Below are 20752 nucleotides of genomic sequence, written 5' to 3'. Positions count from 1 at the left end.
GTGGGGCGGGAACACCCTCGCCCCACCCGTCACTGTTCGCGCTCGGGCAACCGCAGCAACGGCGAGCGGCCCGGTGGCTGCTCGGGCGCGGGGCCGGACGGATCGGCCGGTGGCACCGGTACGGTGACCGGCTCGTCGCAGGTCACCCGCAGCATCTGTTCGTGGTGGCGCAGTTCCACCACGTCGTCCGGGCCTCCGTGCCGCAGCGAGTACGTCGTCTGGTGCGGTCGGACGTCCACCCGCAACGCCAGCCCGCGCCATTGCAGCGAGAACTCCAACCGGCTGAGCCGGCTGGAGAGCCGGGGAGCGAAGGACAGTTCGCCGTCGTGGTCCCGCAGACCACCGAACCCGCTGACCAGGGCGAGCCACGCACCGGCCAGCGACGCCATGTGTACGCCGTCGCGGGTGTTCTCGTTGAGGTCGTGCAGGTCCATCAGCGCTGCCTCACGCAGGTAGGTGTGCGCGAGTTCGGGGTGGCCCACCTCGGCGGCGAGCACGGACTGGGTGCAGGCCGACAACGACGAGTCGCGTACGGTGCGGCGCTCGTAGTAGAGGAAGTTACGCACCTTCTCCTCGGGGGTGAAGGCGTCCCCCCGCCAGTGCATGGCGAGCACCAGGTCGGCCTGCTTGACCACCTGCTTGCGGTACAGCTCGAAGTACGGGTAGTGCAGCAGCAGCGGGTACTTCTCCGCCGGGGTATGGGTGAAGTCCCACTCCTGGAGCCGGGTGAAGCCCTCGACCTGCTGGTGCACGTCGAGTTCGTCGTCGTACGGGACGTGCATGGAGGTGGCGGCGTCCCGCCAGCTCGCGGCCTCCTCGTCGGTGACCCCGAGGTGGAACGCCTCGTCCCGGTAGCGCATCACCACGTCGGCGGCGGCGAGCAGGTTCCGTTGCGCCATCAGGTTGGTGTAGACGTTGTCGTTCTTCACCGCGGTGTACTCGTCCGGGCCGGTGACACCGTCGATGTGGAACCGCCCGTGCCGGTCGTGGTGGCCGATCGAGCGCCACAGTCGGGCGGTCTCCACCAGCAGCTCCAGCCCGATCTCCCGTTCCATCTGGGTGTCCCCGGTGACCATCACGTAGCGGCGCACCGCGTCGGCGATGTCGGCGGCGATGTGGAAGGCGGCGGTGCCGGCCGGCCAGTAACCGGATGACTCCGGGCCCTCGATGGTCCGCCAGGGGAAGGCGGCACCCCGCAGGTTGAGCGTCTCGGCCCGTTCCCGCGCCGAGTCCAAGGTGCTGTGCCGCCACTGCAACGCGCTGCGTACCGCGCTCGGCTGGGTGTACGTGAGCACCGGCAGCACGAACATCTCGGTGTCCCAGAAGGCGTGGCCGTCGTAACCGGGGCCGGTCAGCCCCTTCGCCGAGATGGGCCGCTGCTCGGCGCGCGCACCGGCCTGCAACACGTGGAAGAGACCGAACCGGACCGCCTGCTGTACCTCCGGGTCGCCCTCGACCAGCACGTCGGAGGCGTCCCAGAACGCGTCGAGATAGTTGCGCTGCTCCCGGTGGAGCCCGTCCCACCCGTCCAACCGGGCGCCGGCCAGTGCCGCGCCGACCTGGTCGCGCAGCGCCGGCAGGGACCGGCGACTCGACCAGCTGTACGTCAGGTACTTGATCACCCGCAGCTTCTCGCCGGGCTTGAGCACGCAGGCGATGGTGGTACGCACCCAGTCCTGGTAACCCTCGGACTCGATGGTGGTGTGGTCCGGGCCGTGCACCTCGTGCTCCATGGCGGCGGCGACCCGCAGACCGGAGACCTTGGTGCGGTGGATCAGCTGCCCGCCGTCGGGGGTGGTCAACTCCTCCTCGGCCTGCAGCGGCGACTCCAGCACCGCCGCGACCCGGGGGTCCTTGCTCTGCGCGGGCAGCGACTCGTTGGCCACCAGCTCGGACTGCACGATCAGCCGCAGCGGGCCGTCGACGGCCTCCACTTCGTAGCTGATGGCGGCCACGGACCGTTGGGTGAACGAGACGAGGCGGGTGCTGCGCACCTTGACCTCACGGCCGGCGGGCGAGCGCCAGTGCAGTTCCCGGTGCAGCGTGCCGGCCCGCATGTCGAGGATCCGCTCGTGGGCGAGCAGCTCGCCGTAGCGCACGTCGAGCGGTTCGTCGTCGACCAGCAGCCGGATCAGTTTGCCGTTGGTGACGTTGACGATGGTCTGCCCGGACTCGGGGAAGCCGTAGCCCGCCTCGGCGTACGGCAACGGGCGCAGCTCGTAGAACGAGTTCAGGTAGGTGCCGGGCAGGCCGTGCGGCTCGCCCTCGTCGAGGTTGCCCCGCAGGCCGACGTGCCCGTTGGAGAGCGCGAAGACCGACTCCGACTGGGCCAGCACGTCCATGTCCAGCCGGGTCTCCCGGACGTGCCACGGCTCGACCGGATAGGCACGCTCACGAATCATGCGGAGCCCCGTTCGGTGGGGGTGCGGGTGGGCGTCGGCGGGTCGGCGACGTCGAGCAGGTCGGCGAGGTCCGTCACGACGATGTCGGCGCCGTGGGCGAGCAACTCGTCAGCCTGCCCGACCCGGTCGACGCCGATCACGTAACCGAAGCCGCCGGCGCGGCCGGCGGCCACCCCGGAGAGCGCGTCCTCGAAGACGGCGGCCTGTGTCGGGTCGACGCCGAGCAGCCTGGCCCCGGCGAGGAAGGTGTCGGGGTGTGGTTTGCCGCGCAGTCCCTCGGCGCGGGCGACCAGCCCGTCGACCCGGGCCTGCAGCAACGGCGCGATTCCGGCCGCGGCGACCACCTCGGCCCCGTTCGCGCTCGCGGTGACCACGGCGCGGTGCAGCCCAGCGGCGGTCGCCGCCTTCAGGTAGCGGACCGAGCCCGGGTAGACCTCGACGCCGGAGCTGCGCAGCCGGTGCAGCAGCAGGACGTTCTTGCGGTTGCCCAGGCCGTTGACGGTCTCGGCCTCCGGCGGGTCGTCCGGGTCGCCTTCGGGCAGCACGATCCTCCGGGAGGCGAGGAACGACCGGACCCCGTCGGCCCGGGGCCGGCCGTCGACGTAGCGGTTGTAGTCCGGGCCGGGATCGAATGGTCGGAACGGCGTGCCGGAGGCCGCGGCGCGCTGGCGGAGAAACTCGTCGAAGGTCTGCGTCCAGGCGGCGTTGTGTACGCGGGCGGTCTGCGTCAGCACACCGTCCAGATCGAAGAGACAGGCGGTCACATGAGCAGGTAGGCCCAGCACGGTACGAATCTATCCAGCCCGCTGGGCCCGCAAACACATTTCGCCTGGCCCGGCGCGCTTCAGTTCGGTCGCAGCGTCCAGATCACCGTCATCGCCGAGGTCGGCTTGCCGGCCTCGGTGGAAATCTCCACGTGCACGGGGAACTCCGGCCGGGCGCCGGACTCCAGTTCCTCGATCACCTCGGCGGCCGGCCGGCCGAGTCGCGCGGTGGCCAGCACCGGCCCCATGGCGAGCTTTCGGTAGGCGATGTCGGCCCGGACGGCCAACGGCACGGCCCGGTCGAGCAGTTGCCCGAAGGCGGCCAGCACGACCGCGCCGGAGGCCGTCTCGCCGAGGGTGAACATGGCGCCGGCGTGTGGCCCGCCGATGTGGTTGTGGGTGGCTGGCGAGTCGGGCAGCCGGACGACCGCCCGGACGCCACCCTCCGCCTCGGGTGCCACCTCGACGAACTCAAGTCCGAGCGTACGAGCGAACGGCACCGCTTCCAGCATGCCGGCCGCCACCTGGCGGGAGTCGATAGTCATGACCCGACGTTACTCACCGGTAACCAGGCAGGCAACCAGCGACATCCGCCGACCGGGCATGCTCAGAGGTTGGCGATGGTGCGCAGGATCTCCGCGTAGAAGTTTCCGTCGATGCTGCGGAAGAAGGCGAAGTCCTGACCCGGGTCACCGAAGAACGGCCGCAGCGTCCAGGCCAGTTGGGTGCCGACGAAACCGAAGAGCAGGATCCAGATGTAGAGCAGGGTCATGCTCGCCGGCCGCTGCGTCGGCTCACCGCGTCGGATCGGAGCGTTGTCCCACGGGCGTTGCGGCGGGTAGCCGGGCGGGAACGAGGCACCGGTCGACTGCGCCGGAACCTGCGCCGGAACCTGCGCCGGAGCTGGAGCGGTGGTCACCGCGCCGTTCGACGTCGACTCGCCCACCGGCGCCCCGGCCGGCACTGCCACCGGAGCGGCGCTCTGACCGGCGGGCGGAGTGCCGACCGGCGTCGCCCCGGCAGGCACCGCGGCCGGCACGGCCTGGGCCGGCGCCGGGGCGCTGACCTGCTCAGTGGCCTTGGCGGCGGGGGCCTCCGGCGCGAGCAGGCCGTGGTCGTTGAGCACCTGCATGCCGCCGGTCAGGAAACGCAACCCGACCAGCGCCGACAGGGTCAGGATCGCCACGTTGAGCAGCTTGAAGAACCCGTAGTCGTTGGCGGTGATCAGGAAGAACAGGCTGATCGGCGCGAACGCCACAGCGAGCATGGAGGTGACGGTGATCGCCACCATCACCAGCGCCAACGACTGCCGCACGGAGAGCCGGGCGCCGAAGACCAGGTTGAACAGGTAGAGCGTGGGCAGGCAGATGGCCAGCGTGACCAGGAACAGCAGTGGCAGCTTCAGCGCCGAGGTGAGCGCCATCAGCGGGCTGTGGAAGAAGCCCAACACCGCCCCGTAACAGGCCAACGCGATGGCGGAGCTGGTCAGCATCCGCCCGGTCAGGCCGTTGAGGTCACGCTCGGCCACGATCTGCTGCCAGATGCCCTCGCGATCGCGCAGGATGCGCTCGATCACGAGCGGACTGGGACGGTCACCCGACACGGGTGGACCCCTCTCGATGCTCTTGCACTGTGGACTGGGTGGGCAGACGGTAGGGCACCGGGCGGCCGGTCCGCCACCCCGCTCCGGCGCGTCGTCAGCGCCACCCCACGTCGATCCGGTCGCCGCGCTCGTCGAAGAAGTGCAGCGCGTCCATCCGCACCGAGACGGCGAGCGGGTGACCGGCACTGACCGCCGGATACGGCGCCAGCCGCACCGCCAGCTCCGCGGGCCGTCGGTGGTGCCGGCCCGGATCGGGGAGCACGCTGGTCTGGACGCCACTCGCCGCGGGCTCCTGTGGCTCCACCGGCTTGCCGGTGAGCCGCTGCATCACCGAGCCGAACCGGCGCAGGCCGCGCTGGCCGACCGGCGGCGGGTCGAGCGGCGTGCCCATCTCGTCCACCATGATCGCGGTCGCGCCGATGTCGAGGAACGCCAACGACTCGTGCCCGTGGTGTTCCAGGTAGCGGATCCGCCCGCGCAGCACGTCGCCGGGGCTGTCCGGGGCGACCGGGGTGAGCGCCTCGGCACGCATGCCGACCACGATCCGCTCACCGTGGTAGTGCGCCACCGCCCGACTGCGGATGTCGTTCCAGGGCAGGTAGAGCGACTGGTCACCGAGGTTGAGCGTGACGTACCGGTCGAGGTGGACGTAGACCGACGCCTCCAGCAGGTTCATCCGTGGGCTGCCCAGGAACGCCGCCACGTACAGCGTCGCCGGCCGGCCGTACACCTGGGTCGGTGTGCCCACGTCCTGAAGCACGCCGCGGCGCATGATGGCCACCCGGTCGGCCATGGTCAGCGCCTCGGCCTGGTCGTGGGTGACGTAGACGGTGGTGACGCCCAGCTCACGGGTCAGGCCCGAGATCTCCGCGCGCAGCTCGGCACGAAGGCCACTGTCCAGGTTCGACAGCGGCTCGTCCATCAGGAACAGGCCGGGCCGACGGACGATCGCCCGACCCATCGCCACCCGCTGCCGTTGCCCGCCGGAGAGCTGACCCGGCTTGCGGGCCAGCACGTCACCGATGCCCAGTGCGCTCGCCACGTCGCCGACCCGCTCACCCCTCGGCTCGGGCTCGATCCCGGCCAGCCGCAGCGGGAACGCGATGTTGTCGCCAACGGTCATGTGCGGGTAGAGGGCGAAGTCCTGGAAGACCATGGCGATCTTGCGGTCCCGTGGGGGGAGGTCGTTCGCCAACTCGCCGTCGAGCATCACCGCACCGGTGGTGGGTTCCTCCAACCCGGCGATCATTCGCAGCACCGTCGACTTGCCGCACCCGGATGGCCCGAGCAGCACCATGAACTCACCGTCGTTGACATCGAGATTGATGCTGTCGACGGCAACAGTGCCATCCCGGAAAACCTTGGTCACATCCTTGAGCGTGACGGTGCTCACCGTCTTCCCCCCCAGCGCGTCGGCCGAACCCCTCAAGACTGTGACCAGGATCATGGCTTTAGCACATCGGGTAAACGTCTTATGTTCCATCGATGTCGCTGCTATTACACGACAGACGGCCGATCAGCAGTGCGTGGACCTCTCGCCGGGCTCCCCCAGGAACACCTGGCGCACCACCCGCTCCGCCGCCCGCCCGTCGTCCAATGTGCAGAACCGGGCCCGGAACTGCTCACGCGCCTTCGCCGCCGCGTCCGAGCGCACCGCATCGGTCCGGAACACATCGAGAAGATCGGCGAAAGTGGCGGCCACCGCGCCCGGCGGCTCGGCGGTGACGTCGAAGTAGACACCACGGGCCAGCCGGTACGCCTCCCAGTCCGGGGTGTAGAGCACGATCGGCCGGTCCAGCACCGCGTAGTCGAACATGGCCGACGAGTAGTCGGTGACCAGCACGTCCGCCACCAGGTAGAGATCCTCCACCCGCTGGTGGCCGCTGACGTCCCGCACCCGCTCCCAGTCCTTCGGCCGACCCGGACGTCGATCCCGGTCGTGGAAGTAGTGGCTGCGCATCAGCAACCGGCCCGAGTCACCCAACGCCCGCACGAAGCGGTCCGGGTCGAACGGCGGCCGGTAGCCGGGCAGGTGCTCGCGGTGCGTCGGGGCGTACAGGACGACCTGCTCGTCGGGGTCGAGACCGAACTCCGCGCGGAGTCGACGTACCTCGTCCGGACCGGCCGTGACCAGGCGGTCGTTGCGCGGGTACCCCACCTCCAGGGTCGTGTACGTGGCCGGATACGCCCGGTCCCACATCTGCGTGGAGAAGCTGTTGGCGCTGATGCTGTAATCCCAGCGGTCCACCCGGCGCAGCAGCCCGGCGAAGTCCATCCGGCCCGCGCCGATCGGGTAGCGCTGCTGATCCAACCCCATCACCTTGACCGGCGTGCCGTGGTGGGTCTGCACGTGCACCTGTTCCGGTCGCTTGCGGACGAAGTCCGGGAAGTTGACGTTGTTGACCAGCCACCGGGCGCGGGCGAGCGCCCGGTAGTACGCCGGCGTGCCGGCCACCACGTACTCCACCCCGGCTGGCACGGCGTCCACCCGGTCCCGGCGCACGACCCACACCCCGCGCACCCCCGGCGCCAACCGGCGGGCGACCTCGTAGATGGCCGCCGGGTTGCAGGAGTAACCCCGGTACCAGTAGGCGGCGTACACCGCGAGCGTCGGGTCGACGGGACGCCGCAACTCGGCCCGGTAGTACTCGCGCAGCAGCCCGTCGCGGGTCAGCCGGGCACCGCGCCGGGCGACCGGCCCCACAGTGCGCCGAGCGGTGCGGGCCCGCCGACGGGCGGCGTCACGGGCCCGGCTGGCCGCCCGCAACGCGCTGAAGGTACGCCACCGACCGGTGGCGACGAGCTTGTGTTTGATCCCCTCGACCCCGTCGGGCACCGGATAGCCGCCGGGCGGCAGCCAACGCTCGTAGTCGGCGGTGATCTGCGCGAAGAACGCCTCCCGCAGCTCCGGCGCGATCCGTTGACCGTTGCCGAGCACCGTCAGGTAGTGCCAGATCATCCGCTCGAAGACCGCCGGCCGCAGCGCCTCCGTCGCCGGCCCCCACGAGTCCATCAGATGGAAGACCCGGTGCCACTGCGGGAAGACCTCGAAGTGCCGGTCACCCCGGGTCCGGGTGATCGCGCCCGCGCGGCGTTGGCGGTAGTTGACACAGACCCGGTCCAGTACGCCGATCCGCCGCGCCGCCATGAGCACCGGGTAGCTGAACGAGACGTCCTCGTACCAGCCGGGCGCGAAGCGCAGCCCCAGGTCGACCAGGAACTCCCGACGGACCAGCCGGTTCCACGCGGTGTGCAGCAGGTGCATCGCCTGCGGCCGGTCCTGCAACCGGAAGGTGCCCGAGCCCGGTGACTCCGGAAACACCTCCGCCATCGCGCTGCGGGTGGCGGTGTTGTTCCAGTGGGTGCGGACGTGATCGACGAGCAGGACGTCCGGGCGGGTGACCCGCAACCGTTCGGCGACCTCGGTCAGACACTCCGGCGCCAGCCAGTCGTCGCCGTCGAGGAACCACACGTACTCGCCGACGGCCCGGTCCAGCCCGATGTTCCGGGCCGGACCGAGGCCGACGTTCTCCGGCAACCGGACCGAGCGGACCCGCTGGTCGCGGGCCGCGTACTCGTCGATGATGTCGCCGCTGGCGTCCGGCGAACAGTCGTCGACGGCGATCACCTCGATGTCGGTCTCCGGCTGACCGAGGATGGAGTCCAGGCATTCCCGCAGGTATCCCTGCACCCGGAAGGCCGGCACCACGAAGCTGATCAGGGTCATCCGGCCGTCCCTCCGTCAGCGCGGCGCGGCACCTCCAACGCCCGCCGGCGCGACCGACGCCCGCGCGCTACGGGCCGGTCGCACGAACCAGGCCAGGACGACGCTCACCACGAAAACCACGAGAAGGTACGCACCGAGTGTAGCCAGTCCGACACCCGCAATACCGGCGATCGCCGCGAGCGCCACCAGCACCGAACGCCCCTCCCAGCCCAGCGTCGCCGCGTGCAGCGGCGGTGCCGCCTGCCGCTTCTCCAGCCGGGCGGTCAGGTCGTAGTGGTGCACGGTGAGCACGAAGACGTACCCGAAGATCAGCCAGCCGGGCACCCCGCCGACCACGCCGACGGCGATCGCGAACAGGTACTCGGCGGCCCGCAACGCCGCCGGGACCAACCAGTCCAGCGGACCGTTGTGCGCCGCTCCGGCACCCAGGCCGCCGACCAGCAGCACCAGCAGCGCCACCGGCACCGCCCACCGCAGCCCACCGGGCGCGTCGTCCAGCAGCGCCCCGACCAGCAGCACCGCCGGGCCGAGCGCGGCGATCACCGCCAGGGTCAACGGCCCCATCGGGCGGACCACCGGCAACCAGCGGGCCAACGGGCCGTCGTCGCGGTGCAGGGTGGCGTCGACAGTGTCCAGCACCGGCACCCACATCCAGCGGGCCCGCAGCGTCCGCAGCGCCCCGGTGTACGCGAACGCCAGCACCCCCCAGACCAGCACGGCGATCAGGCTGACCAGCGGGTTGAACAGCGCCACGGTCAGCGCGATCAGCGCCCACCGCTCACCGATCGGGAAGACCACGGTCCGCTTCAGCCAGTACGACAGCGAACCGGTGTCCGCCTGCACCCGGGTCGACGCCGCGTTGAGCCGGTCACCGATCCCGCCGCTGGCGTTCGTCGCCGTACGCGGCCGACGGGCCGCCTCGTCGTGCAGCACCCCGTACCAGGTGTCGGTCATGTGCCGGACGGTCTGCAACGTCATCGCGGCGATCGCGAGCGCCCACCCGTTGCCCAGCCCGGCGTGGCTCACCCCGAAGCCCAGACCGGCGTAGACCAGGTACTCCTTGGCCCGGTCCGCCATCGTGTCCAGCCAGCCGCCCCAGGCGCTGAAGTGCCGGGTGTAGCGGGCCAGCTGGCCGTCCACGCAGTCCAGTACGAAGCCGAGGTAGAGCAGCACCGCGCCACCGACCAGCGCGGGTCGCCCACCGACCCCGAACAGTACCGCCGCCGCCAGCGCGAAGAGCACCGAGATCACCGTCACCCCGGTCGGGGTGAGCCGGAGCCGCGCCGACAGCCGGACCAGGTACGGCGACCAGGTGCTGACGAAGTAGGTGGAGAAGAAGTCGTCCTTCTCCTTCACCGACAACCGCAGCTCGGCCCGGTCCTCGTCGACAGCGGTCACCGCCGCCTCGGCAGCGGCCAACCCTGCCGTGTCCTCGACCCGGTGGGCGACGAGCAGGCGTACCCGCTGGGCGAAGATCAGGGTGCCGAGCGCCGCGAGGCCCGCGAAGAGCCGGTCCACGGCGGGCCCCGGGCCACCGGGCGCGGCCGACCCGCCGACCCCGGCGGTCGTCGGCAGCGGCGCCACGTCGCCGACCGGACCGATCGGGGCGGCGACGGGGAGCATCCCGGACGCGGCGGCCCGGGCGGCGGCCGCGAGGGTCGGCAGGTCGTCCACGCCGACCCGCAGCGCACCGCCGAACACGCCGGTGGCGTCCCCGTCGAGGGCGTCCAACGCGCCGGCGTCGACCACCTGGCCGCGCTCCTCCCGAACGGCGGTCCGACCGGGCACCGGCGGGTCGCCGAGCACCAGCGCCACCGTTGGCCCCACCGGGCTGGTGGCCAGGTGCCGCAGGACGGCGGTGTGCGCGACCAGGTCCGTTCCGGTGATCAGCACCGGGGCGGTCGCGGTGGCGACCAGGTCGGTCAGCTCGTCGAGGGTGTCGGCGAAGCGCACCTCGTCCGCACCGGCCCGGCGCAACTGGGCGGCCAGTCGGTCGGCCAGCGGCTCACCGGTCGCCGTGGTCAGGCCCGCCGCGCGCGTCCCGGCGGCGAGCACGATCGCGAGCGTCACCGCGGAACCGCGGCGTGGTACGCGTCGAGCGCCTCGGCGATGGTGCCGTCGAGCGTCAACCGGCCCGCGTCGAGGTACAACCCCCGACGGCAGAACCGGGTCAGATCCTTTTCGTTGTGTGACACCAGCACCAGCGTGCGCCCCTCCCCGAGCAGACGATCAATCGTCGCGTAACACTTCTTGCGGAACTCCGCGTCCCCGACCGCGGTCACCTCGTCCATCAGCAGGATCGGATGCGGCAGGTGCGAGATGATCGCGAAGCCGAGCCGTACCTTCATCCCCGACGAGTAGTGCCGCACCGACGTGTCGATGGCCCGTTCCACCTGTTCACCGGCGAACTCGACGATCTCGTCGAAGTGCCGCTTCAGGTAGCCCGCCGACAGTCCGTGCAGGCCACCGACCAGGTGCAGGTTCTCCCGGCCGGTCAGGTCGTTGGAGAAACCGGCTGACAACTCCAGCAGCGGCGCCACCGCGCCGTGCACCCGGATGTCGCCCTCGTCCGGGATGAGCACCCCGGCGATCAGCCGCAGCAGGGTGCTCTTGCCGGTGCCGTTGCGCCCGATCACCCCGACGGTCTCGCCGGGCTGCACGGTGAACGACACGTCCCGCAGCGGCCAGAACTGGCCGGGCAGCGCGCCACGCTTCCCCCGGTGGATGAACAGCTCCCGCAGCCGCAGTTGACGGCGACGGTTGCGGACGAACCGGATGCCCAGGCCGTCCGCCTCGATGATCGGCGTGGCCACGTCACAGCTCCTTGAGCACGGCGGGCTCCAACCGGCGGAACGACCACCAACCGGCGACCAGCACCAGCAGGCTGCCGACGACAGTGGTGGCGAGCAGACGGGCGTCCGGGAACTCGTCCGGGTACCAGATCGCGTGGTGCAGCTGGAAGATCCCCACCAGCGGGTTCAGCTCGTACACCACCTTCAACCAGCCCGGCAGGCCGGACTCCCGGACCAGGCTGAGCGGGTAGATGATCGGCGTGGCGTAGAAGAGCACCCGGATGATCAGACGCATCAGTCGTTCCACGTCCCGCATCAGCACGTTCCAGGCGGACAGCAGCAGGGCGAGCCCGGTCAGCAGGACGGCCTGCACGGCCACCGCCAGCGGCAGGGACAGCAGCGACCAACCGGGGTGGATCCGACCGTGCACCGCGTAGATCACCGCGATGGCGATCAGGATCGGCAGGCCGGCCGCGTACTCGGCGAACCGGCCGGTGACCCGGCCGATCGGGAAGACCTGACGCGGCACGTTCATCGTGGTGATCAGCCGGGACTGGCCGGTCAGCGCGTTCGTCGCCTCGCTCAGCGCCGAACTGGTCCACATCCAGGCGAAGATGCCGGTGATCAGGAACAACGGGTACGACCCGGCCGCCTCACCGAGGTGCCGACCGGTGTCGCGGGAGTACAGCACCCCGAAGACGAACCAGTAGATGGCGCCCATGCCGAGCGGCTCGATCAACGACCAGAAGTAGCCCAGCACCGACTGCTGGTACTTGACCGCGAGATCCCGCCTGACCAGGATGCGCAGCGAGTTGCGGTGCGACCACAACGCCGCGACGCCAGAGGTCACCGCAGCCTCCCGCCTCCTGAAACGGACGACAGGTTAGCAGTCGGTGAACGATTGCCCCGAATCGACCGGACTCAGCACTCGATCACGTTGACGGCCAGACCGCCACGCGCCGTCTCCTTGTACTTGACCTTCATGTCGGCGCCCGTCTCCCGCATGGTCTTGATGACCTTGTCCAGCGACACCTTGTGCACACCGTCGCCGCGCAGTGCCAGCCGGGCGGCCGTGATCGCCTTGATGCTAGCCACCGCGTTCCGCTCGATGCAGGGGATCTGCACCAGGCCACCCACCGGGTCACAGGTCAACCCGAGGTTGTGCTCCATCCCGATCTCGGCCGCGTTCTCCACCTGCTCCGGGGTGCCACCGAGCGCCTCGGCCAACCCCGCCGCCGCCATCGAACACGCCGAACCGACCTCACCCTGGCAGCCCACCTCGGCACCCGAGATCGACGCGTTCTCCTTGAACAGCACACCGATCGCGCCCGCCGTCAGCAGGAACCGCAGCACACCCTCGTCATCGGCGCCCGGCACGAACCGGGTGTAGTAGTGCAGCACCGCCGGAATGATCCCGGCCGCGCCGTTGGTCGGCGCGGTGACCACCCGGCCGCCCGCGGCGTTCTCCTCGTTGACCGCGAGCGCGAACAGCGTCACCCAGTCCATCGCGTGCAGCGGGTCGACCGTCCCGGCCTCCGCCTCCAGGCCGCGTCGCAGCTCCGCCGCGCGCCGCCGAACCTTCAACCCCCCAGGGAGTACGCCGTCCCGCTCGCAGCCGCGCTGCACGCACTCCCGCATCACCCGCCAGATCTCCAGCAGACCGGCCCGGATGTCCGCCTCACTGCGCCAGGAACGCTCGTTGGCCAACATCACCTCGCTGATCGACAGACCGGTGCGGGTGGTGACGTCGAGCAGCTGCGCCCCGGTCAGGAACGGGTACCGCACCACGGTGCTGTCCGGCTTGATCCGGTCCGCGCCGGCCGCCTCCTCGTCGACCACGAAACCGCCGCCGACGGAGTAGTAGGTGCGGCTGCGCAGCTCCACACCGGCACCGTCGTACGCCACGAAGGTCATCCCGTTCGGGTGGTACGGCAGCGACCGACGGCGGTGCAGCGTCAGGTCCCGGTCCGGGTCGAAGGCGATCTCGTGCACGTCGAGGATGTTGATCCGCCGCTCGGCGCGGATCCGCTCGACCCGAGGACCGACGGTGTCCGTGTCGACAGTCTCCGGCGACTCACCGGCCAACCCGAGCAGCACCGCCCGGTCACTGCCGTGGCCATGCCCGGTGGCACCCAGCGAACCGAACAACTCGGCCTGCACCCGCGCCGTGTCAGTGAGCAACCCGTCGGCCTTCAACCCGCCGACGAACGTCCGCGCGGCCCGCATCGGCCCCACCGTGTGCGAGCTGGACGGCCCGATACCGACGCTGAAGAGGTCGAAAACACTGATCATGGCTGCGCTTCCTCGCCGTCGTCCCGGCGTACGGGACCCGGCCGGGTCGCGACCACCGGTCTGGCGGCCCCGATGGTGACCGTCCGGGGTATGGGTGCCGGCCCTCCGGGGTGTGGAAGGCCGATCAGCCAGCCTACCCGCCCAGGTCACCGCCCACCCGGTCCGGGACGTGAACACCCCACGACCGCCTCCCGCCCCGCCCTCCGGCGCGACGCGGAGACAGGTGGTGGCGGACGGTTCGGGGAGGCGTCAGCGGGGGTCTGCCCGGGTAATGCACCTACGGGTCCACTGGTTGCCACTCCACCTCGGGACCGAGGGCGAGCTGGTCATCCCCTTCTACCGTGGATTGCAGACGCGGCGCACCGCCGCAGAGTGGGAGTACGACGATGAGTCGCAAACTGGTCCGGCCCCGTGAGGGGCGCATGCTCGCCGGTGTCTGTGCCGGCCTCGGTCGACGGTTCGGCATGTCGGCCGGAATGGTCCGACTGCTGTTCCTGCTGTCGTTGCTGCTGCCCGGCACGCAGGTGATCGTCTACCTGATCCTCTGGGTGCTGATGCCGAACGAGGACCGCTACCTCGCCTCCACCGGACACTGACCCGACCCGCACACTCGCCCGGGGCCAGGCGAGGCAGCAACATCGGTGATGTTGCTGCCTCCCGGCCCCTCGAAGCACCAACATCCCTGATGTTGCGCGGATCTTGACGCGCGACGGCGCGGGCGGGACGCGACACGAGCAGAACGACATGCGGGAGCGCCCGCTCCGACGGAAGTCGGTGCGGGCGCTTCGGCGTACGCAGGGTAGGTCAGGGAGCCACGTAGGTGACAGTGATCTGCTGGTAGCCGAGGGAGCGGAGCAGCCCCTCCAGCATCTTGCGGGTGTTCTCCTCGGCGCGGGCGGAGAGCCCGCTGTCCCGGGCGGCGGCGGTGATCCGCTCCTCGGCGAGCTGGTAGACCTGCTGCTGCCGGTTGGGGTCGTTGCCGACCAGGTCACCGAGTCGGTTGAGCAGACCGCGCTGCTCGGCGAAGACGTAGCTCTTCTCCATGTCGAGGTTGGTCTCGCCGAGCTGCGGCGCCGGCAACTTGATCTCGACGGACTTGCCGTCGGCGGACTGGACGATGGCCCCGTCGCCGATCTTGGTGAAGTCGACGTACGCCTCGACGCTGCCGGCGCCGACGAACAGGGTGCGCTCGTTGAGCAGAAAGTCCGGAACGTTGCGCCGGTCGTTCTGGGTGTCGACCACGACCTGGAAGTTGCCCTCGGCGGCCACGTAGCGGCTGAGGTCCTGGATCGACTTCAGCAGCGGTGGTTGGCTGCGGTCGGTCTGCTCCTTGGCGAACGGGTTGCGGAACTCGGGCAGGATGCCGGTCGCCTGAATGCCGAGCAGCACGATCACGGCCAGCGCGGCGGCGCCGAGCAGCAGGAGCAGACCTCGGGCCGCCCCACCACCCCCGCCGGTGCCACCGGTCGTCGGGCCACCGGGACCAGCCGGGTCGGCGGTGTCCTCAGCAGTGTCAGTGGGCCACTCGGGTGTAGCGGTCGACCGCACCTTGAGATCGTCGCCGGTCGGATAACCGGGGAACTCCCTCGTGGGCTCGTTGCTGCCAGCGTCGCGGGCCATCACGCTCACCGTCCTCGTCAGACACGTCGTCTGTCAATGACGGTACGGCCCCGTTACGACAGTCGCGCGGCGAGCGCCAGGAAGCGACAAAGGAGCAGGTCAGGCGAATGCGGAGAGCCCGGTGAGCCGCTGCCCGACGACCAGTTGGTGGATTTCCGAGGTGCCCTCGTAGGTCAGCACGCTCTCCAGGTTGTTGGCGTGCCGCATCACCGGGTACTCGCCGGAGACGCCGTTGGCGCCGAGGATGGTGCGGCACTGCCGGGCGATGGCCAGCGCCTCCCGGACGTTGTTCAGTTTGCCCACGCTGACCTGCTCGGGCCGCAGCCGCCGGGCGTCGGCGAGCCGGCCCAGGTGCAGCGCGAGCAGTTGGCCCTTCACCAACTCGACGGCCATGTCGGCGAGCTTCGCCTGGGTGAGCTGGAACCCGGCCAGTGGGCGACCGAACTGGGTGCGGGTGGTGGCGTACGCCAGTGTGGTTTCCAGGCAGTCGCGGGCCGCGCCGACCGAACCCCAGACGATGCCGTAGCGGGCTTCGGTGAGGCAGCTCAGCGGTGCCTTGAGGCCGGCCGCCTCGGGCAGTCGGGCGTCCGCTGGGAGCCGGACGTCGTCGAGCACGATCTCGCCGGTCACCGACGCGCGCAGCGACATCTTGCGGCGGATCTCCCGGGCCGTCACGCCGGGCGTGTCCATGGGTACGGCGAAACCCCGTACGCCCTCGTCGGTGCGGGCCCAGATCACCGCGACGTCCGCGATCGGGGCGTTGGTGATCCACATCTTTCCGCCGGTGAGCACCCAGTCGTCGCCGTCGCGGCGGGCCCGGGTGGCCATCGACGCGGGGTCGGAACCGTGGTCCGGCTCGGTCAGGCCGAAGCACCCGATCGCCTCACCGGTGGCCATCGACGGCAGCCAGCGTTGCTTCTGCTCCTCGCTGCCGTAGCGCCAGATGGCGTACATGGCGAGCGATCCCTGCACCGAGACCAGCGAGCGGACACCGGAGTCACCGGCTTCCAACTCCTGGCAGGCCAGCCCGTAGGCGACCGCTGAGGTGCCGGCGCAGCCGTAGCCGGTCAGGTGCATGCCGAGCAGGCCGAGCTTGCCGAACTCTCGGGCCAGTTCCCGGGCGGGCACCCGGCCGTCCTCGTACCACTCGGCGACGTGGGGCCGGACCCGGTCGTCGACGAGTTGGCGGACGACGTCACGGACCTGCCGCTCCTCCTCGCTGAGCGACGGGTCCAGGTCGAGCAGGTCCAGCGGAGCGGTCATGGACGCCACCCTAACGAAGGTTCAGTGCGAGACGGCAGCACCGGTCACTCGATGGGCTCGGAGAGCACCAGCACCCGGGCGTGGATCTGGTTGCGCTGCTGGAGGGCGGCGCGCAGCGCCCGGTGCAGCCCGTCCTCCAGGTAGAGCCCGCCGTTCCACTGCACCACGTGCGGGAAGAGGTCACCGTAGAAGGTGGAGTCCTCAGCGAGGAGCTTGTCCAGCGCCAACTCGCGCTTGGTGGTGATCATCTGATCCAGGCGCAGTGGCCGCGGCGGGATCTCCGCCCACTGCTTGAGCGTCAGATTGTGCTCCGGATAGGGACGCCCGTCCCGGACCGCTCTGAAGATCACGACGGCACGCTCCCCTCCCCGTGGCCGGGCCGACCGACGGCGCCGAGCCGGGCCGCGGCGGGCACCGCGCGGCGCGGCACCGATGACCGTGCCAGCCTAGCCGCCCAGCGCACGCTGCGTTCTGCTCCCTGATGTCAGTTTCGCTATCGCTCGTCCGATCCTCAACCGGACGAACGGGACGTCAGCCTCAGTTCCACCGGCCGCGCCGCACAACCTCGTCCATCGGACGACGCCCCCGACGCAACGACGGTGACCGATGGTCAGCGGCCCGGTAACCGATTGTGACGGCACCGATGGGCTGATACTCCGCCGGCACGCCGAACGCGTCCCGGTAGGTGCCGAGCCGCTGCGGCGGAATGCCGAAGAAACACGCCCCCAACCCCTCGTCCACAGCGGTGAGCAGCATCAGCAACGCGGCGAAACCGGCGTCCACGTGCCAGTACGGCACCGGCCACCGGTCCGGGGACCGATCCGTCCAGCCCTTGTCCGGCTCCGCGTACCGCCGCAGGTAGGCCGACTCGTTGGCGTGCGGCACCACGATCAGGGGTGCCCGGCGCATGCCCGCGAGCCACCGCTCCCGCCCACCGCCGTCGGGGGTGGTGGCAGCCCAGAACCGGTCCCGGTCGGCCGGTTCCTCGAGCACCAGGAAACCCCAGCCCTGGGCGAAGCCGGCCGACGGCGCGCGGACCGCGTGGTCGAGCAGCCGGTCCACCACGTCGGGCGGGACGGGGCGGTCCGGGTCGTAGTTGCGCACCATCCGCCGACGGCGGACGACCTCGGCGAACTCCATCAGGCGCCGGGGCGGATGCCCCAGGCACCTCGCCAGGTCGTGCCGGGCTTGAGGGTGAGCAGATCCTTGCCCGACCGGAACGCGTCCGGTGGGCAGGTCATCGGCTCGACCGCCACCGAGCGGCGCTGCCGCTCACCGGTGAGGGCGTCCCCGGTGAACACCTGCCACCAGCCGAACTCGGCATCCGCCCAGATGCTCACCCCGGTCGAGCCGTCCGGCGCGGAGAGGCTCACCGACGAACCGCCGTCGACGTCCCGGATGACGTCACCGAAGCAGGAGTCCAGGACGGCGGCGCCGATCCGGCGAGGGCTGGTCCAGTCGTACTCGGTGCCGGCCACCGGGGTCACCCCCACCGGCAGCAGCCGACCGTCCACCAGCATCCGGCTGCGGGTGGGCAGCCGCAGCACCAGGTCGTCCACCGCGACGCCGGGCAGTTGCAGGTACGGGTGCACGGAGAAGCCGAACGGGGCCAACTCCGCGCCGATGTTGGTCACCTCGTGCTCGGCGCGCAGCCCGTCCGCGTCGACGCTCCACCGACTGCGCAGCCGCAGCGGCCACGGGTAGCCGAGTTGCGGCGGCAGGTCGTAGCCGACCGTCACGGCGTCCGCGGACTGCTCCAGCAACTGCCACGGCACCCAGTTGACCAGCCCGTGGATGGCCACGTGCCGCTCCGGCTCGGTCAGTGCGAGCTGGTGCGTCCGCTCGCCGAACGAGTAGCGTCCATCGCGGATCCGGTTCGGCCAGGGAGCCAGCACCTGCCCGGTGCAACCCGGGCAGACCTCATCGGTCCGGTACCCGTCGACCACGTCGACGCCGTCGTGCCGGTACGTCCGGAGCCCACCGCCCACCTCCACGATGACGGCCTCGTGACCGGCGGCGGAGATGGTCCACTGGGCGCCGGAGAACGGGCGCTGATCGGGGCTTTCCATGCCGGCGACCCTAACCGGTCAGGCCCGGTCGTCGCTCGACGCCGTCGCCGCCCGGTACCGCAGCAGCACCGGGAACGCGACAGCGAGCACCACCACGAGCACCGCCGAGGCGAGCCCACCGGCGACCCAGGCCACCCCGCCGCCGAAGCCGGCGGCCATGGTGCCGGCCCGCAGGTCGCCCAGGCGCGGGCCACCGGCCACCACCACCGTGTTGACGCCCTGGAGTCGGCCGCGCATCCGGTCCGGCGCGTAGACCAGCAACATCGACTGGCGCAGCACCGCGCTGATCAGGTCGGCGGCGCCGGCCACGGCGAGCAGCACGACCATCAGCCAGAGCTGGTGGGCCAACCCCGCCGCGGCGATCGCCAGGCCCCAGCCGACCACCGCGAGCACCAGGCCGAGCCCCTGCCGGCGGAGCCGGCCGATCCAGCCGGAGGTCAGCCCACCGATCATCGAGCCGATCGCGATGGCGCTGTAGAGCAGGCCGACCGCGCCACCACCGCCGAACCGCTCGTGCGCGATCTCCGGAAAGAGAGCCCGCGGCATGGCGAGGATCATCGCGATCAGGTCCACCGCGAAGGACAGCAGCAGGACCGGGGTGGTGGCCAGGTAGCGGAACCCGTCGATGACGCTAGCCAGGCCGGCCTTCCGGGCCTGACCGTCGGCGGTGGGCTCGGGCGGCAGCGACGGCAGCCGCAGCGCCGCCCAGAGCATCGCGGTGAACAGCACCGCGTCCAACCCGTACGCGATCGGCAGCACCACAGTGGTGTCCGGCGAGGCGGAGAGGATGAGGCCGGCGGCGAGCGGGCCGGCGACCGAGGCGGCGGTGAAGGTCGTGTAGTTCAGGGTGGTGGCGGACGCCACCAGGTCGTCCGGCACCAGCCGGGGCAGCATGGCGCTGCGGGCCGGCGAGCTGATCGCGAACGCCACCGACTGCACCGCCATCAACGCCAGCAGCAGCACCGGGCTGCCCACGTCCAGCAGCGCCTGGAGCAACAGACCAAGGGTGGATGCCCAAAGCAACAATGAGCCACCGAGCAGCACCGCACGCCGGTCGCGGGCGTCGGCGACCGCGCCGCCCCAGAGCCCGAAGACCAGCAACGGTACGAAGGCGGCAACCCCCAGCAGGCCCACCCAGAACGAGTCCCGGGTCAGCGCGTACATCTCCACCGGCACCGCGACGGCGGTGAACTGGAAGCCGAACATCGCCACGGTGTTGCCGAGCCAGAGCCGCCGGTACGCCGGAACCCGCAGCGGACGCACGTCGATCGCCCAGCGGCGCGCGGCGCGCGGCCGGGACTCCTGCACTCCCGTCACGGCGCCAACCGCTCGACGATCCAGGCGCCCTCGTCCAGGCGACGGAAGCGGAGCCGGTCGTGCAACCGTCCGGCCCGGCCCTGCCAGAACTCCACCGACTCGGGTTGCACCCGCAGCCCGCCCCAGTGCGGCGGGGTCGGGATCTCGGCCTGGTCGGCGAACCGCTCGACCGACTCCTGGTACCGCTGCTCCAGCGCCGCCCGACCCGACACGACCTGCGACTGCGGGCTGGCCCAGGCACCCAGTTGGGAGCCGCGCGGACGGCTGGCGAAGTACGCCTCGCTCGTCGCGCGGTCGACGGGCGCCACCCGCCCGGCGACCACCACCTGACGCTGCATGGGAAACCACGGAAAGACCAGGCTGGCGTACGGGTTCGCGGTCACTTCGACGCCCTTGCGCGACAGGTGGTTGGTGAAGAAGACGAAGCCCTCCGGGTCGTACCCCTTCATCAGCACCGTCCGCCCACTCGGCCGGCCGGCCGGGTCGGCGGTGCCCACCACCATGGCGTTCGGTTCGGGCAGCCCGAAGGCCACCGCGTCGGCGAACCACCTGTCGAACTGGGTGTGCCAGTCGGCGGCCAGGTCAGCCTCGGTCAGGCCCAGGTCCGCGGCGTACTCGTTACGCATCGCAGCCGGGGCGGGTGTGTCACCCGTCACGTCCCCACTCCTTCTCGGGGGCCCCGCCAGCACCCTCCCGCGCTGACCAGCCCGCCCTGCCCAGTCTCACCGAGCGGGGCGGAGAATGCGCGTCCGGGGATGTCGCGTGCAGCACAGTCGCAGCGGGTCGCGTATCCCTTACTCAGCAGGCAAGATGTTCCGAACACATCCCTGAGGGTCGCCTAAGGCGCCCGGCCGATCGGGCCGGATGAGCTGTTCGGGCGCACCGACCAGATCCAGGAGAGCG

The 20752-nt window shown here is 70.9% G+C and carries 18 protein-coding genes; 1 reads left to right on the top strand and 17 read right to left on the bottom strand.

The window, feature by feature from the left end:
* Positions 1-29 precede the first annotated feature (29 nt).
* The 10 genes from QSK15_RS03165 to QSK15_RS03120 form a co-directional block, all read right to left on the bottom strand.
* Complete coding sequence (locus tag QSK15_RS03165) at positions 30-2402, bottom strand: glycoside hydrolase family 65 protein (RefSeq protein ID WP_285792798.1); 2373 nt, start codon at positions 2400-2402, stop codon at positions 30-32.
* Positions 2399-3187 (bottom strand): HAD family hydrolase, encoded by a 789-nt coding sequence (locus QSK15_RS03160; RefSeq protein ID WP_285792797.1) that lies wholly within the window; start codon positions 3185-3187, stop codon positions 2399-2401. The genes QSK15_RS03165 and QSK15_RS03160 overlap by 4 nt, the downstream gene beginning before the upstream one ends.
* 59 nt (positions 3188-3246) lie before the next feature.
* Complete coding sequence (locus QSK15_RS03155) at positions 3247-3711, bottom strand: DUF4442 domain-containing protein (protein ID WP_285792796.1); 465 nt, start codon at positions 3709-3711, stop codon at positions 3247-3249.
* A 62-nt stretch (positions 3712-3773) separates the two neighbouring features.
* A complete protein-coding gene (locus QSK15_RS03150; protein WP_285792795.1) occupies positions 3774-4742 on the bottom strand; it encodes a hypothetical protein in 969 nt (322 codons plus the stop codon).
* A gap of 121 nt (positions 4743-4863) precedes the next feature.
* Positions 4864-6162 (bottom strand): ABC transporter ATP-binding protein, encoded by a 1299-nt coding sequence (locus QSK15_RS03145; RefSeq protein ID WP_285792794.1) that lies wholly within the window; start codon positions 6160-6162, stop codon positions 4864-4866.
* Between the two features lie 123 nt (positions 6163-6285).
* Positions 6286-8496, bottom strand: coding sequence for a bifunctional glycosyltransferase/CDP-glycerol:glycerophosphate glycerophosphotransferase (locus QSK15_RS03140; RefSeq protein ID WP_285792793.1), 2211 nt, complete (start codon positions 8494-8496; stop codon positions 6286-6288).
* 15 nt (positions 8497-8511) lie between these two features.
* Positions 8512-10566, bottom strand: coding sequence for a DUF5941 domain-containing protein (locus QSK15_RS03135; RefSeq protein WP_377619782.1), 2055 nt, complete (start codon positions 10564-10566; stop codon positions 8512-8514).
* The gene (locus QSK15_RS03130; RefSeq protein WP_285792792.1) at positions 10563-11309 is read right to left on the bottom strand and encodes an ABC transporter ATP-binding protein; all 747 of its coding nucleotides are present in this window, start codon (positions 11307-11309) and stop codon (positions 10563-10565) included. Before QSK15_RS03130 ends, QSK15_RS03135 begins: the two co-directional genes overlap by 4 nt.
* A gap of 1 nt (position 11310) precedes the next feature.
* Positions 11311-12138, bottom strand: coding sequence for an ABC transporter permease (locus QSK15_RS03125; protein WP_285792791.1), 828 nt, complete (start codon positions 12136-12138; stop codon positions 11311-11313).
* A 71-nt stretch (positions 12139-12209) separates the two neighbouring features.
* On the bottom strand, positions 12210-13580 hold the full coding sequence (locus tag QSK15_RS03120; RefSeq protein ID WP_285792790.1) for an L-serine ammonia-lyase: 1371 nt from the start codon (positions 13578-13580) through the stop codon (positions 12210-12212).
* A 386-nt stretch (positions 13581-13966) separates the two neighbouring features.
* Between QSK15_RS03120 and QSK15_RS03115 the strand changes: the two genes are divergently transcribed.
* Positions 13967-14176: a PspC domain-containing protein gene (locus QSK15_RS03115; RefSeq protein WP_030329606.1), complete on the top strand. Its 210-nt coding sequence runs from the start codon at positions 13967-13969 to the stop codon at positions 14174-14176.
* Positions 14177-14384: 208 nt separating this feature from the next.
* Here the strand turns inward: QSK15_RS03115 and QSK15_RS03110 are convergent, their stop codons facing one another.
* The 7 genes from QSK15_RS03110 to pdxH all read right to left on the bottom strand — a co-directional run bounded on the left by QSK15_RS03110 (position 14385) and on the right by pdxH (position 20475).
* Positions 14385-15200, bottom strand: coding sequence for a DUF4230 domain-containing protein (locus QSK15_RS03110; protein ID WP_285792789.1), 816 nt, complete (start codon positions 15198-15200; stop codon positions 14385-14387).
* A 99-nt stretch (positions 15201-15299) separates the two neighbouring features.
* Positions 15300-16463, bottom strand: a complete 1164-nt coding sequence (locus tag QSK15_RS03105) for an acyl-CoA dehydrogenase family protein (protein WP_285792788.1) — start codon at positions 16461-16463, stop codon at positions 15300-15302.
* A 44-nt stretch (positions 16464-16507) separates the two neighbouring features.
* Positions 16508-16813 carry a type II toxin-antitoxin system VapB family antitoxin gene (locus QSK15_RS03100; protein WP_030329612.1) on the bottom strand — a complete coding sequence of 102 codons (306 nt, stop codon included), beginning with the start codon at positions 16811-16813 and terminating at the stop codon, positions 16508-16510.
* Between the two features lie 187 nt (positions 16814-17000).
* Positions 17001-17603 carry a nitroreductase family protein gene (locus tag QSK15_RS03095; RefSeq protein WP_285792787.1) on the bottom strand — a complete coding sequence of 201 codons (603 nt, stop codon included), beginning with the start codon at positions 17601-17603 and terminating at the stop codon, positions 17001-17003.
* Positions 17603-18532: an aldose 1-epimerase family protein gene (locus tag QSK15_RS03090; RefSeq protein ID WP_285792786.1), complete on the bottom strand. Its 930-nt coding sequence runs from the start codon at positions 18530-18532 to the stop codon at positions 17603-17605. The genes QSK15_RS03095 and QSK15_RS03090 overlap by 1 nt, the downstream gene beginning before the upstream one ends.
* 18 nt (positions 18533-18550) lie before the next feature.
* Positions 18551-19849: an MFS transporter gene (locus QSK15_RS03085; protein ID WP_285792785.1), complete on the bottom strand. Its 1299-nt coding sequence runs from the start codon at positions 19847-19849 to the stop codon at positions 18551-18553.
* Positions 19846-20475 (bottom strand): pyridoxamine 5'-phosphate oxidase, encoded by a 630-nt coding sequence (gene pdxH, locus QSK15_RS03080; protein ID WP_285794319.1) that lies wholly within the window; start codon positions 20473-20475, stop codon positions 19846-19848. Before pdxH ends, QSK15_RS03085 begins: the two co-directional genes overlap by 4 nt.
* Positions 20476-20752 lie beyond the last annotated feature (277 nt).

The sequence above is a fragment of the Micromonospora sp. NBRC 107095 genome, from assembly GCF_030269705.1.
In the GTDB taxonomy this organism is placed as follows: domain Bacteria; phylum Actinomycetota; class Actinomycetes; order Mycobacteriales; family Micromonosporaceae; genus Micromonospora; species Micromonospora parva.
Note: the sequence above shows the minus strand (reverse complement) of the source record. Positions and strands in the feature narration are given on the sequence as shown.

Excerpts from the sequence above, each read along its gene's own strand:
- QSK15_RS03165 (WP_285792798.1), bottom strand. The coding sequence starts at position 2,402 with ATGATTCGTGAGCGTGCCTATCCGGTCGAGCCGTGGCACGTCCGGGAG.
- QSK15_RS03155 (WP_285792796.1), bottom strand. The coding sequence starts at position 3,711 with ATGACTATCGACTCCCGCCAGGTGGCGGCCGGCATGCTGGAAGCGGTG.
- QSK15_RS03140 (WP_285792793.1), bottom strand. The coding sequence starts at position 8,496 with ATGACCCTGATCAGCTTCGTGGTGCCGGCCTTCCGGGTGCAGGGATAC.
- QSK15_RS03120 (WP_285792790.1), bottom strand. The coding sequence starts at position 13,580 with ATGATCAGTGTTTTCGACCTCTTCAGCGTCGGTATCGGGCCGTCCAGC.
- QSK15_RS03115 (WP_030329606.1), top strand. The coding sequence starts at position 13,967 with ATGAGTCGCAAACTGGTCCGGCCCCGTGAGGGGCGCATGCTCGCCGGT.
- QSK15_RS03110 (WP_285792789.1), bottom strand. The coding sequence starts at position 15,200 with ATGGCCCGCGACGCTGGCAGCAACGAGCCCACGAGGGAGTTCCCCGGT.
- QSK15_RS03105 (WP_285792788.1), bottom strand. The coding sequence starts at position 16,463 with ATGACCGCTCCGCTGGACCTGCTCGACCTGGACCCGTCGCTCAGCGAG.
- QSK15_RS03095 (WP_285792787.1), bottom strand. The coding sequence starts at position 17,603 with ATGGAGTTCGCCGAGGTCGTCCGCCGTCGGCGGATGGTGCGCAACTAC.
- QSK15_RS03090 (WP_285792786.1), bottom strand. The coding sequence starts at position 18,532 with ATGGAAAGCCCCGATCAGCGCCCGTTCTCCGGCGCCCAGTGGACCATC.
- pdxH (WP_285794319.1), bottom strand. The coding sequence starts at position 20,475 with ATGCGTAACGAGTACGCCGCGGACCTGGGCCTGACCGAGGCTGACCTG.